This is a genomic window from Streptomyces sp. NPDC026538, assembly GCF_055567535.1.
Map to the genome: position 1 here is coordinate 436,349 of NZ_JBVHQG010000004.1, position 12,582 is coordinate 448,930.

Consider the following 12,582-nt stretch of genomic DNA (forward strand, 5'->3'; position numbering starts at 1 on the left):
GCATCGCACTCCAGCAGCCCTTCTCGCCACTGTCGCCACGAAGTCCAACACGCCTGCAGAAACAACACCTTGATTCCGTACAGGTCCACTTTCTGCGCAATGTGTTCGGCGTGATCAGAAAGGACACGGGCGAGATGGTCGCCGCGACGATCCGCACGATCTTCGCGCAGCCCACCGCGAAGCGGTCCGGGCCCAGGTCGACACCGTAGCCGACCTGCTCGGCCGGCAGTTCCCACAGGTCAAAGCGATGCGAGACGCCAGCCGGAAACCTGTGTCATTTCGACTTGATGCCTGCGTGAGGGCAGGTCAGGCTGGAACAGGACCAACAGCAGACAGCGGCTCCTGGAAGGAGGCGTCCGGTGCCGCAGCCAAATGACGCCTCTGCCGAAGGGCGCAGGATTCTAAAGGACCGTCATGCCTCGGGGAGGGTCCTTGCGCATCGCGACCGTGATGAGGTCTGGGTCGTCGAGTTGCCCGATGAGCCCGTACTGCCGCAGCAGTTCGCCGATATCGGTTCGCTCCAGCAGTGACACGAGCGGAGCGGGCAGCGGGAGTTTCTCGCCGCCCCTGTCAATCCCCTCGCAGCGTGGAGACGCGGTGCTCCCCGTCGGCGCCGCGGAGGGTGACGCCGGTGGCGACAGTCTCCCCGCCCTGCTCCGAGACCGCGATGTCGGTGACGCTGGTGGAGGTACGAAACTTCACGCCCTGGCTTTCCAGCCATTTGTGGAGCGGCAGCGTGAATGAGTGGTACTCGTTGTACTTCGGGTGCAGGATGCCTTCCAGTGCCCCGACATTGGACCCCGTGAGGTCCGCATACCGCAGCATGTAGCGCCTGGCCTCCATCACCGAGTGGTAGGGCTAGAACGCGAACATGGTGCTCCAGCACAGCCAGTAGACCGAGTTGAAGAACTCGGGGCTGAACCAGTCGCCCAGTGTGATGCCGTCCAAATCCTCTTCGGGCGTGAGCCACAAGTCGAGCATCTTCTGTCCGTCCTCCGCCGACATGAGCGGCCCGCTCACCTCATGCCGCTCCCCTTGGCGCGCCATCAAGCGAAAGTTCGAACGGATGGGCTCGCGGACGTTGACGTCGTATGTCTCCTCCAGGACCGTCACCGCGGGGGTATGAATCGAGGGCACCTTGCCGCACAGGTACCAGAGGCATTCGTGCGAGGCATGGAGCTCGCGATGGCCCCGGGGCTTGTACCCGGTTTCGGCGTCACCGGCGGCGTCCATCGCGCCGCCCGTGGTGCCGGATGCCTCGTAGACCGTGACATTGGTGCCGGGCACGTGGGCGTCGTCGACCAGGAAGGCCGCGGCTGCCAGGCCGGCGATCCCCCCGCCGAGGATGTGGGCGCGCTTCTCGTTGATGCCCTCGGGCGGCTGAGCGTTGATCCTGTCGTAGTTCCGCACCATTACTCCTCGTATCGTATCGAGGGCGCGGACCCTCCGGAGAAGCGTGGCGGCGGCTTGAGACAGGCCGCTGTCCCATGCACTGGGGCGGGGCAGAAGATGCCGGACCCACGACCCACGAGATCCGCAGCCCCTGCCGAACCTCGGCCGTATCGTGCCCCGGCGGGTTGGGCTGGTCACGATCGGCCGGTCGCTGATGCGATGGCACACCGGCTGCTTCGTACGCTCTCGGTCAGCGGGCCATCGACCTCACGCGCCCGCCGATCCACGTTGCCCCAGTTGCACAGGGTGCCCCCGTTGATCCAGCACCTCCCGGGCCATTCGCGCGATCGGCCTGCTGGTCTCCCTGACGATGCGGAGCGTGTCCTTCTGGAACTCTCGACGACTTGCTGGGTTCCATCGCCAGTCACTTCCTCTCCACGCTATGAGGGGAGGTCCACATCGGCAATCGGGGCCGCAGTCGAGCGGTGTGGTGGTGCCCGCGGGCTCGGCGAGCAGTCACGCAGCGCGCCCGATAGCCGTTGGCGACGATGACAGCGCGCTGCCGCACCCCGGGGAGGTCGGAATCCACGCACCACGTGAGGAACGAGCCGGCAGGCGTCAGTGTTGCCGCGACGCGCCCGAAGCCGCACCGGTGTGCTCGGTCGACGAGGAGGGCACGTGGAGCTCGTTCTGTTCCCAGGAGACGACGACACCAGCAGCCCGGACGTGCTCTGGTCCTACACCTGCTTCGGACTGTTCCGGCGGTGGCTGGCGCGGGCCGAGGGGTTCGCACCGGACGAGATGCACGGCTTCGGTGGACGGCGTCCCTGGAACCATGTCTCCACCACCCTGGCATCACTCCTCATTCATCCCGACGACGACGGCCCAGACCTCACGCCATTGACGACGCCCGTCAGCTGGTGGTCGTCCCGGAGCTCTGCATCGAGAAGACCAACTGTTCGGTGATCCGGGGTCGCATGCCATCCGTACCGCGTGTGGCGGTCGCTGTCGCGCGCCTGGGCGGTGAGGATGCCAGGATCCTCGGAGAGGAAAAGCCGACTGAACGGATAACGCAGATGGCAGATGTGAGCCAGGGACTTGAGCCGGTGTCGCGCAAGGCGCTGGAGGCCGCGGAGCGGGTGCGTGCGGCGCACGCCGAGAACAAGCAGAAGCTGCAGGACGCGTTCGAGCACAGGCCAAGTTCAACGCCACCGGGCGGCCCGAGGAACTGCGGCACAAGGCTGCCCACGGACAGGAACTGGCGGCGGAAGGCTGGCAGCGGCTGAAGCCGGACTGGCATCAGCATCTGGCGCAGGCCAAGCAAAAGCAGGCCGAGCGCGCTGACTCACCATGACGCGAAGGCGGCCCAACGGTGCGCCGAGTTCACCTAGGACCACGCGGCTGACGCTGTCGACTTCGCCCTGTCAGCCACCGATGAGGCTGAGTACGCCGTCTTGGAGGCTGTCCTTGCCCGAGCGGACGCCGACTCGGCAAACAGAGCAACGTCGGCCGACGCATCCACCTGCGCGCCGGCCCCGCACTGAACTGGTCCGGCCGGTGCCGCCGTCACCAGGCCACCGGCACTCCGCTGCCACGACCCGATGAAATCGTTATCCCGTGACTGATGCAAGGTATCCATCGCCCATGCCGACGCGTCCGGTTCCGGTGCGGACCATCCTCGCCACCATCGGTCTGGTGATCGCCACCTACGTCGCGCTCCTGCTTGTGGTGCAGGCTCGCCAGGTCTTGGTGTGGGCGCTCATCGCGCTATTCTTCGCCGTCTCCTTGCATCCCGCGGTCGAGGCGCTCCAGCGACGAGGGCCGCGCTGCCGCCGGTCGGTGGCCGCGTTGCTGGTCTTCTTGGCCGCGGCCGTGGCCATCGGTGCGGTTATCGCACTGTTCGTCATCCCCCTGGCTCAGGAGGGAACCCGGCTCGCCGGCCGCCTGCCCGCGATGATCAAGGACGCCCAGGCAGGCCGCGGGCCGATCGGGGACCTGCTCGCGCGCACGCACACTCTGAGGTATGTCCAGCAGCACCAGGAGCAGATCCGCTCGCTCGCCACCGGGCTCAGCACGCCCGCCTTGAGGTTCGTCCGCAGCGCCGCGACCACTGTGACTGGAGCGGTCACAATCTTTGTCCTGGCCTTTCTGATGGTGCTGGAAGGCCCGAAGGCCATAGACGGCGCCCTGGCCCTTGTAGACGAGGCGCGCGCGACCCGGATTCGCCGCGTGGGAGCCGCGTGCGCACGTACCGTCAACGGCTACCTGACCGGAAACTTGCTGATCAGCGTAATCTGCGGGGTCCTGACCTACGTCGTACTGCTGGTTTCCGGAGTACCGTTCGCCGGCCTGCTGGCCCTCTTCGTCGCCGTGACCGACCTCATCCCCCTGGTGGGCGCCACCATCGGAGCGGTCGTCGCCTCCGCAGTAGCGTTCCTCCACTCCCTGCCGGCCGGCATCGGAGCCATCGTCTTCTTCGTCGTCTATCAGCAGGCCGAAAACCATCTCCTGCAACCGGTCATCCTGTCTCGGACGGTGAAGCTCAACCCCCTCACCGTGCTGCTGGCCATCCTGATCGCCGCCGAAGTCGCCGGGATCCTCGGCGCCCTCCTTGCGATTCCCATCACCGGCATCGTCCAGGTCGTCCTCGGCGACATCTGGGCTCACCGCGAGGGTCGACCGCTGGGGCTGCCGATGCGGGCGGACAACGGCCCCGAGAACCCCAACCGGACCGACGCCGAATGACCACGGGACGGCATACCCTCGCGTGGGTTTGCAGACCGGTCTCGGACGCGCTCGAATGACGGAAGTGCGGACCCGTCCGCCCGCATCAGTTGGTCCGACGAAGCGGTGGTGCCCGCCGAAGCCCGCCCCGGGCCTCGGCTCGCCGACGAGGAGCCGACATGACCAAGGCTGGATCCGCCTGGGCGGCCAGCTGTGAGTGAACGCCCTGGCATCATCCCGCTCTCCGTTGCCGCTGAAGGTGCTCAGGCCGCGACGGCGCCGGTGATCGACGCCCCGCCGCCGCCCGACGTACGCCGGGCGGCCGACCTGGCGCGGCTGCTGGTGTCCGGAACCGTGCTGATGATGACGGAGCTGTCGGCCGCCGTGGCGCTGGCGTCCACCCGGAGGATGCAGCAGGGGCTGCTCGACGCGGCGACCGCGCTACCGCCGGGCTTGCGCGACGGTGTCGTCGGGGCAGTGCAGGCGGTCGCTGTGGTCGCGCCGGTGGTGGCCCTCGGCGTACTGGTCGCGCGGCGGCGGGGCAAGGCGATCCTGCGGGTCGTGCCCGCGGCGGCGCTGGGCGCACTGCTTTCGTGGTCGGTCACCCACCTGGCCCTGACGCGCGCCCGACCGAGCCTGTGGCCGCAGGTGCTGGTGGGGCGAGGCGCGCTGGTGCATGCCGGCTGGCCGTCGGCGGCGTACCTGGCCGCCTGCGCGGCGGCGGTCGTCGCGGCAGGCCCTTGGCTGGACACGCGTCTGCGGCGGACGTGGTGGGCGGTGACCGTCGTGTGCGCCGTGCTGAGCGTCGCGGCCGCCGCCATCGTGCCGCTGGAGGCAGTCGCCGCGCTCGCCGTGGGCGGCGTGGCCGGATCGGCCGTGCTGCTGCTGGCCGGAGGCCCGGCGGACCGGCCGGCCCCGCAGGCGGTCGCCGACGCACTCGTCGCGTGCGGGATCCCGCTCGCCGCGCTGCGGGAGACGCGGTCCCCCGATCGGCGCCCCGGGGAGGGGGTCCGCTACGGCGCCGAGACCACCGCCGGTGCGCGGCTCACGGTGCAGGTGCTCGGTCCCGAGGACCGCAACCGCGATGTCTTCCACCGGCTGGCCCGGCTCGCGTTGCTGCGCCATCCCGCGGACACGGGCGTGCATTCCCCGCTCGCCGCGGTCGAGCACGAGCTCCTCATGCTCGTGTTCGCAGGCCGTACCGGCGCCCGGGCGGCCGAGCCGGTGATCGCGTACCCGGTGGCCGGGGGCGGTGCACTGCTGGTGACGGTCGAGCACGCTGCCCGTCCGCTGTCCGCGTTCCCGGGCGACGAGATCACCGACCAGATGCTCACCGGGGTGTGGACGTCCGTGGGCCGCCTCCAGAAGCACCGACTGGCGCACCGGGCGCTGCGCCTGGAACACATCCTCGTCGAGCCGGACGGTGCGTCCCGGCTCACCGCGTTCGCGCGCGCCCGGCTCGGCGCCGCGCCCGACGCGCTCGGCAGCGACGTCGCCGAGCTGCTGGCCACCACCGCGACCCGCGTCGGGGCACACCGCGCCGCCCAGTGCGCGCTGGCCGGCATCGGCCCTGGGCTGCTGGCGACCGCCCTGCCCTACCTGCAGCCGCTCGCGCTGCTCGGCCCCGCACAGCGCGAGGTCGCACGGTACGACCAGGCCCGCGCGCGGGTGGCAGGGACGGGCGCCAAGCGGCGCAAGGTGCGCCCCGGCGGCCGCCCGAGCCTGCTGCGTGACCTCTCCGCCGAGGTCACGGCGGCGACCGGTGCCGAGCCGGCTCCCCTCGCGCACCTCGCGCGCTTCACCTGGAAGAGCTTCTTCGGCCTGGTCGGCGCGTTCCTCGTCCTCCACCTGGTGCTACCGCAGTTCGCCAACGCCCCGGCGGTAGTCACCGCGTTGCGCAACGCTGACTGGTGGTGGGTACTCGCCGTACTGCCCGTCACCTTCATCTCCCAGGCATTCTCGACCTGCCTGCAATTGAGCACCATTCCGGCCATGCTGCCATTCGGTCCCACGTACGAGGTGCAGTTCGCCAGTTCGTTCCTGAACCGGATCACCCCGAGCAACGTCGGCGGCATGGCGCTCAACCTGCGCTACCTGCAGAAGGCGGGGATCGAGACCGGGGCCGCCACGGCCTCCGTCGGCCTGCAGAGCCTGGCCGGCGCCGCCTCCAACGCCGTACTCGCCGCCGGGTTCTTCGCCTGGGCAGGACGGCACCACGCTGGAACGCACCTGCACCTGCCCGCAGGCCGGTATGTGCTGCCGGCCATCGCCCTGACCCTCGCGGCCGGGGGGCTGCTCGGTGTCACCCCACCCGGCCGGCGCTTCCTGCGCGAGAAGGTGTGGCCGTTCCTGCGCGCGGCCGTGTCGACCCTGACCGGGATCGCGTCCGACCCCGCCAAACTGGCGCTCCTCATCACCGGCGCGCTCGGTCTGCCCCTCATCCAGGTCGTCGGACTCGCCCTGAGCGTACGCGCGTTCGGCGGCGGTCTTCCCTTCGTCCAGGCGGGCGCCGTCTACATGGCGGCACGACTCGTCGCCAACGCGGCTCCCGTCCCCGGCGGGCTGGGCGCCCTCGAAGCCGGCCTCATCGCCGGCCTGACCGCGCTCGGCGTGGCGGCCGGCGCAGCCACCTCGGCCGTGCTCGTCTACCGGCTGCTGACGTTCTGGCTGAACGTCCCGCTGGGCGCCCTGACCCTGGGCCTCGTGCAGCGCGAGGGCTACGTCTGACGCTGCTGCCGTTGCCGTCGGTTCCTCGCCGGCCGGCCTGCGCGCGGCGGGGACTCGGCGCGACCGAGGCTTGACCGGGTCACTCCCCCTGATCGGCGACGAGCCGTACGATCGGCCGCCGCTGTCCAAGCAGTTGCTGCTGGGGCTGGAGAAGGCCGGAGAAACCGTGCTGCCGCGCAAGCGCGAGAGCAAGGCCGAATGACGTCGCGGCGTGACCGCCACGGGGCTGACCAAGCCGACGCGTCCTGCGAACTGCCGGCGCAACTGCCGGACGTCTACGCCGCCGAACCCGAGGCGGCCACCGTCGATGTGCTCCTGTGCGGGGTCGACGAGCAGGAGCGCAGCCGCAGCCCTTGGAGAAGGACCCCATGCCGCGGGCGAGTTGCCGGGCGACGTATCGAACCTTCCGAGCGCAAGTCAGTGAGAGCCGCCTGCGACGCGTGCTGACCTCTTGCTGACCTCTTGCTGACCAGGACAGCCTCCATCATGCCCCTGACCTGTGCAAACGTCCAAGTGCGAGATCTTGGGCTTGAACATGGTGCGCAGCATTTTGAACTCCTGGAAGACGGCTCCCTGCTAGCTTTTTGCAGGTCAGGGGCGTCATTCACTGTACATCGGCATAACTTCGGCTCGAAGACCTCAAGGAAAATCGTGCGTTGCTGTGACCAGGCTTCCCGCCTGCGCATTTCTGCGCCAGCCAGGCTGCCGCGAAGCCACCGACCAGGCGCACGCGCGAGGACCCGTAGGGCCTGATGCTGAAGGGTCACCGTGTCCTGCTCGGGTCCATAGGTCGTCCTCAGCTCGGAGAACCGATCGAGTACGTCCACGGCATCGGCGCCCACGCCGTGCTGGTGCCGTAGATCGCGCAGCCACTCCGGTTCCTGCTCCGTACCCAGAACCTTGCGCAGGGGGTCCAGAGCCACCTTCTCCTGACGGTCGATGTTGGGGGCAGGGGGGAACCAGACGTGGTGCGGGCGCGGCCGCTGCGGGCGGGAGGGGTGAGGCGGGTCCTGACGGATGCACCTCCGCCAGCCCCGGGCACACCACCAGCGGATGGCGACGCCTGGGTGGTCCGGCGGATGCCGGTGATGCGGAGAGCTGCCGGATCGACGAATTCTCGCGATGCCGCGACCGGGACGGCCGGGGCCGGGGCCGGGCGGACAGTGACCGAGGACAGGGGTGTCGACGCAGGCGGCCGGCCATCTGCCTTGTTCTGAGCCGTCTTGACTTCGGTCTACGGCGCAGCAAGGCGTGAGGCACGCTTGGCATCCGTCATCGCCTCGTCCTGTGCGACCCGCTCCTCAGCCAGCTCGAGCCGCACCGCCACACCCAAGCCCTCCTCCGCCTCGCCGGCCATCGCATCAGCGTCCTCTTCGCCACGCGCCAAGACGACACCTTCTACGAACCACGAGTTCCAGAACCCATTGCCGCTTGAGCCGCTCAGACTTGCCGAAGGACATGGAGGCACCCCCCGCCCCGAGCGGAGCGATCGCGACAGACCGGGAAGAACTTCCGAACCTATCCGCGGCGGAGTGCCCTTCCAACGCACGGAGGCTCGCCTCCCGTGTAGGGCGGAGCATCGGCGACATGCGTAGGCGATGACGTCCTCCGTGCCGTGCAGTCAAGCGGGACTGTGCGGAATGCGCCTGCCGACCAGGGCCGGCTCCAGCCTGGCTGGCGCCAAGACCACACGCTCCCATCGGCCAGCCGCCGGCCCTTCACGACCCCGGGGCTGGCAGCGGGGAACGTCTCGATCAGCGCACGTCGGCGTGGCCTGTAGCACAGCACCCCGTGCAGAAATCAGCAGGATTCCCGACCGCGTGTCGTCGTCCATGCACGTCCATGATGTGGCAGCTCAGCGGACTCCAGCGGCATCACGTGGCACGAACCGCATTTCCGGGTACGCCGGATCCGGGTGAGGCTCACCCGGCGGCAGTACAGGAGCCAGCACCTCGAACACCCGCTCCATCACCTGGTCCGTATGGCTGGCCAGAGTGTCCGAAGCCTGCAGTAGCACACCCCCGCCCGCAACGGGAGCACACGGTGAAAGGCCCCGGAGCTCTTCAACTCGACGGCGCCGCCGACCTGCGGAGCGCTGCCCGTCTCTGCGGTACCCCAGGCAGTTCCGTTGGCGGATTCGCAGCCGGTGCCACTGGCGGCGGGGGTGATGTTCGAGGTCCAGGCGTGGACCAGTTCGCCCATCGCGTCGTAGGTGAAGCACTGGGTGTCCCAGGCAGTGGAGGTCGCGGAGGTGGCGTTCTGGGATGCCTCGGACGTCACGTTGCCGGCCGCGTCGTACGAGTAGCGGGTGTCCGCGAGCCGTTGCGGTCCCGCGGTCTCGCGGTCGGCGATCGTTCGAAGGAGGCGTCCGGTGTGGTCGTCGATGAAGTTGGTGGTCCACTCGGTTGGGCTGGGGGCCGGTGGCCGTACGCAGGGCTTCGCCGTAGGGCGAGTAGCTGACGTCCGCGGTGTACCAGGCCAGGCCCGAGGTCGATTCGGCCAGGCCGTCACCGTCGTACCGGGTGAACACTTGTTCCTGGGCGAGTCCGCCGGGCGCGGCGGGCAGGGTCGTGCTGCGCAGCTTGCCGGTCGGCATGTAGGTGTACGCGTACTGGTATGTGCCCGCGACGCCCTTGGTGAGCGGAGATGGGTTGGAGATGACGACTTCTCGGCTCGTGACCCGGTAGTCGGCGTCATAGCCGGTCACGCGGTTGACGTAGTCGCCGCTGGCATCGTGGCGGACGGTCGCGGCGAGCAGGCCGTCGGCGCCGGCCAGGGTGTCGTACTCCCATTCACGGGTCGGTGCCGCAGATTCGCTGCCTTCACGTGTGGCCTTGACCCGGCTGATCGCGTCGTACTCGGTGTAGATGGCCTTGTCACGTCCCTCGACCGCCTACGTCCGGCGGTCGACGTCGTCGTAGCCGAAGGAGGAATGGCCGGTGTCGGGGTCGTAGGGAGGGTTACCCGGCCTCGGGCGTCGTAGAGGTAACTCCCGTTTCCGGCCTCGCCGGTGACCTTGCTGCGGTTGCCACGGCTGTCGTACTCGTAGACAGTGTCCCGCCACTGACTCAGGGCGGACTTGGTGCAGTGCTGGATACGTGTGACGCGGCCGAGGGCATCCGCCCACGTCTTGGTGGCGGGTGTGGCGCCGCCGGCCGGCTTGGCGATGGTGAAGTCGTCGTCGACGGAGGTATCAACGGCTCCGCGATCTCCCGCAGCCCGTCCGGAACAATCCAACTCCACGTACCCCGCCCCACGTTGGGGCCAACGACCGCCTCACCAGGTAGGACACGGTCTTAGAGGTCGTCTCAACTGGCTTGATCCCTAAGCTGGCGGTCGTGATGGCAATGGTGGGGCATCTGGTGCCGGACGGGTTGTGGGAGTTGTTCCAGCGGGTGGTCCCGGTTGCGCCGGTGCGTCCGCAGGGCGTTGGACGACGGCGCTACGGTGATCGCGCGGTACTGGCGGCGATCCTGTTCGTGGCCACGACGGGGTGCACCTGGCGGCAACTGCCGCCAGTCTTTGGCCCATCCGGGCCAACCGCACACCGGCGATTCACCGAGTGGAGCCGGGCCCGGGTATGGGGCAAGCTGCACCGCCTTCTCCTGGACGAACTCGGCGCACGCGGGGAGCTGGACTGGTCCCGGTGCGCGATCGACTCGGTGAACATGCGGGCAGCGAAAGGGGGGATCTGACGGGTCCGAATCCCGTAGATCGCGGTAAGAAGGGATCAAAGATCCACTTGATCACCGAGCGGTCCGGTCTGCCCCTCTCGATCGGGATCTCCGCCGCGAACACCCATGACAGTCAGGGCCTCGAACCTCTCGTACGCGGCATCCCGCCCATCCGCTCACGCCGTGGGCCGCGGCGGCGAAAGCCTGCCAAGCTCCATGGCGACAAGGGGTACGACTACGATCACCTGCGCCGTTGGCTGTGCTCGCGGAACATCACCCCGCGCATCGCGCGCAAGGGCGTCCAGTCCTCCCAGCGGCTGGGACGTCATCGCTGGACCGTGGAGCGGACGGTTGCCTGGCTTGCCGGATGCCGGCGCCTGCACCGTCGGTACGAACGCAAGGCAGGACACTTCCTCGCATTCGCCGGCATCGCCGCCGCTCTGATCTGCCACCGCAGACTTGCCAAGGCTCTCAACTCGACGTGATCCGTAAAGTACGGCTTCAAATGGCGCAGCCCGACGCAGTGGACCGCGCCGCGTACGCACTGTCGAGGAATTCATGACTGACTACCTGGCTGCCGTGATGGAGATGCTCGGCCCGGCCCAGAACCGCTATGCGGACCCGGCTGCGTGGGACCGTCTCCACGCAGAACTCGGCATCCAGCTTCCGCCCGACTACAGGGTCCTTGTGGACGCGTTTGCCCCCATCCAGATCAACGGGCACCTGTACCTCTCACACCCCGCGACCGAGCGGTGGAACCTGGGCCAAAAAATCCGCAGCACGATCAAGGCGTGGTCCGAGGTGCCGTGGGACGACCTCGATCTCGACGCGGACGAGGACCCCCGCCAGCTCTTCGGACTCGACGAGCTGAGCTTCGGCACCCGCAACGGGCTGTGGCCGATCGCGAGCACCGACCGCGGAGAGACCATCTTCCTGCTCGCTGCCCCCGAGGCTCCGAGACTCTTGGTGAACTATGACGAAACCTGGGCAGAGCACCGCATTAGCTTCACGGAATGGCTCTACCGCTACCTCATCGGCGAAGACATGAGCGGGCCCAACAGCGCAGCCTTTTACCCCGGCCCCGTGGAGTTGCGTTGCCTTCCGATGTCCGCTGACGAACGCCCGGAACTATGGTACGGCCCAGACCGCGGCATGTAAGAAGCCGCCGCTCTAGTCACGGCAGCAAACCTAATGAGATCACCTCTTAGCCCCCATGAACACGCTTCGACAATCCGAGGGTCACGCCTCGATGGCCTCCTCGGGAACGTAACGCACGCGAGGATGAGCGGGATCAAATCGAGGCGTTCCTGCGGGAAGCACCGGTGCCAGAACCTGGAAGATCGCCCGCATGGCATCGTCTGAGAATCCCGTCAGAGTCTCTGTAGCCTGCAGCACCGCACCACCAGCAGAAAGGGGGACCACTTCAAAGAAGGCACCGCTTGCGGACATTTCGGCTACGCCACCGAGCCTCTGGCACAGCTCAGGGGGGCACACCGTGATCCAGGAATAGCCTCGCAGAAGCGATCTCGCCTGCTCAACAGAATGACGTGGCCTCCTCCCCAAGACTACATCGAGGTTTGTGCGATCCGTCCATGGCCCCGTGCAATCCACGCGGGCAAACGCAGGATTCACCTCATCGAGCGCCGAAACCAGAAATTCCCTGATCCCCGAGCAATAATCCGGGTTTGCCTCATTACCGTGTCCGACCTCGAGCGACACAGAAAGAGACATATTGGGTCGGCACACCGTGATGCATGAATTTCTGACATGACTCGCCGGTCCGTCTCCGCCCACCACAAAGAACAGCAAGTCGCCGGATTCGGGAGCCCCCAAAAGATCCCGCTCCATGAGTGGCCATTTTTGCGAAATCGGCGAATAGTCTCGCTCTTTACTGTTTTCATCCCTTTGCGTGGATGCGAGGGAATAAGCCTGCCTGCCCTGCTCCTCCATTCGGCGCAGGCCCGACAGTGGGCCGGCCAGGGCAGCCCTGAACCAATGGGCGATGGCCGGACCCACTCCCCCTTCTGTCGACGCGTCCAACGACGCGCTGATAAAGAGATCCATA

General features: G+C 68.0%; 9 protein-coding genes and 2 pseudogenes. 7 read left to right on the top strand and 4 right to left on the bottom strand.

Translation table 11 applies throughout. The annotated features are described in order from the left end of the window. Positions 1-80 precede the first annotated feature (80 nt). A pseudogene (locus tag ACZ4N4_RS19025) lies at positions 81-250 on the top strand (transposase); the annotation flags it as partial. A gap of 151 nt (positions 251-401) precedes the next feature. Here ACZ4N4_RS19025 and ACZ4N4_RS19030 read toward each other — a convergent pair. Continuing rightward, on the bottom strand, positions 402-533 hold the full coding sequence (locus ACZ4N4_RS19030) for a hypothetical protein (protein ID WP_467590026.1): 132 nt from the start codon (positions 531-533) through the stop codon (positions 402-404). A 37-nt stretch (positions 534-570) separates the two neighbouring features. Then, a pseudogene (locus ACZ4N4_RS19035) lies at positions 571-1,413 on the bottom strand (oleate hydratase). Positions 1,414-2,312: 899 nt separating this feature from the next. Here ACZ4N4_RS19035 and ACZ4N4_RS19040 point away from each other — a divergent pair. The 4 genes from ACZ4N4_RS19040 to ACZ4N4_RS19055 all read left to right on the top strand — a co-directional run bounded on the left by ACZ4N4_RS19040 (position 2,313) and on the right by ACZ4N4_RS19055 (position 7,045). After that, the gene (locus tag ACZ4N4_RS19040; RefSeq protein WP_467590029.1) at positions 2,313-2,678 is read left to right on the top strand and encodes a hypothetical protein; all 366 of its coding nucleotides are present in this window, start codon (positions 2,313-2,315) and stop codon (positions 2,676-2,678) included. A gap of 358 nt (positions 2,679-3,036) precedes the next feature. Continuing rightward, positions 3,037-4,137 carry an AI-2E family transporter gene (locus ACZ4N4_RS19045; RefSeq protein ID WP_467590032.1) on the top strand — a complete coding sequence of 367 codons (1,101 nt, stop codon included), beginning with the start codon at positions 3,037-3,039 and terminating at the stop codon, positions 4,135-4,137. A gap of 192 nt (positions 4,138-4,329) precedes the next feature. Further along, on the top strand, positions 4,330-6,843 hold the full coding sequence (locus tag ACZ4N4_RS19050; RefSeq protein WP_467590035.1) for a flippase-like domain-containing protein: 2,514 nt from the start codon (positions 4,330-4,332) through the stop codon (positions 6,841-6,843). A gap of 70 nt (positions 6,844-6,913) precedes the next feature. Then, complete coding sequence (locus ACZ4N4_RS19055) at positions 6,914-7,045, top strand: hypothetical protein (protein ID WP_467590038.1); 132 nt, start codon at positions 6,914-6,916, stop codon at positions 7,043-7,045. A 1,032-nt stretch (positions 7,046-8,077) separates the two neighbouring features. On the opposite strand, the gene ACZ4N4_RS19060 is transcribed toward ACZ4N4_RS19055, so the two are convergent. Beyond that, the gene (locus ACZ4N4_RS19060) at positions 8,078-8,230 is read right to left on the bottom strand and encodes a hypothetical protein (protein ID WP_467590041.1); all 153 of its coding nucleotides are present in this window, start codon (positions 8,228-8,230) and stop codon (positions 8,078-8,080) included. Positions 8,231-10,190: 1,960 nt separating this feature from the next. Here ACZ4N4_RS19060 and ACZ4N4_RS19065 point away from each other — a divergent pair. Together ACZ4N4_RS19065 and ACZ4N4_RS19070 are read left to right on the top strand one after the other, a co-directional pair. After that, a protein-coding gene (locus tag ACZ4N4_RS19065) for an IS5 family transposase (protein WP_467590647.1) occupies positions 10,191-11,002 on the top strand; the annotation gives its coding sequence in 2 pieces (ribosomal slippage) (positions 10,191-10,521 and positions 10,521-11,002; 813 coding nt in all). Between the two features lie 73 nt (positions 11,003-11,075). Further along, complete coding sequence (locus ACZ4N4_RS19070; RefSeq protein WP_467590043.1) at positions 11,076-11,675, top strand: SMI1/KNR4 family protein; 600 nt, start codon at positions 11,076-11,078, stop codon at positions 11,673-11,675. An 81-nt stretch (positions 11,676-11,756) separates the two neighbouring features. Here ACZ4N4_RS19070 and ACZ4N4_RS19075 read toward each other — a convergent pair whose 3' ends face one another. After that, complete coding sequence (locus ACZ4N4_RS19075; RefSeq protein WP_467590045.1) at positions 11,757-12,581, bottom strand: hypothetical protein; 825 nt, start codon at positions 12,579-12,581, stop codon at positions 11,757-11,759. Position 12,582: the final 1 nt, after the last annotated feature.

Excerpts from the sequence above, each read along its gene's own strand:
- ACZ4N4_RS19045 (WP_467590032.1), top strand. The coding sequence starts at position 3,037 with ATGCCGACGCGTCCGGTTCCGGTGCGGACCATCCTCGCCACCATCGGT.
- ACZ4N4_RS19070 (WP_467590043.1), top strand. The coding sequence starts at position 11,076 with ATGACTGACTACCTGGCTGCCGTGATGGAGATGCTCGGCCCGGCCCAG.
- ACZ4N4_RS19075 (WP_467590045.1), bottom strand. The coding sequence starts at position 12,581 with ATGGATCTCTTTATCAGCGCGTCGTTGGACGCGTCGACAGAAGGGGGA.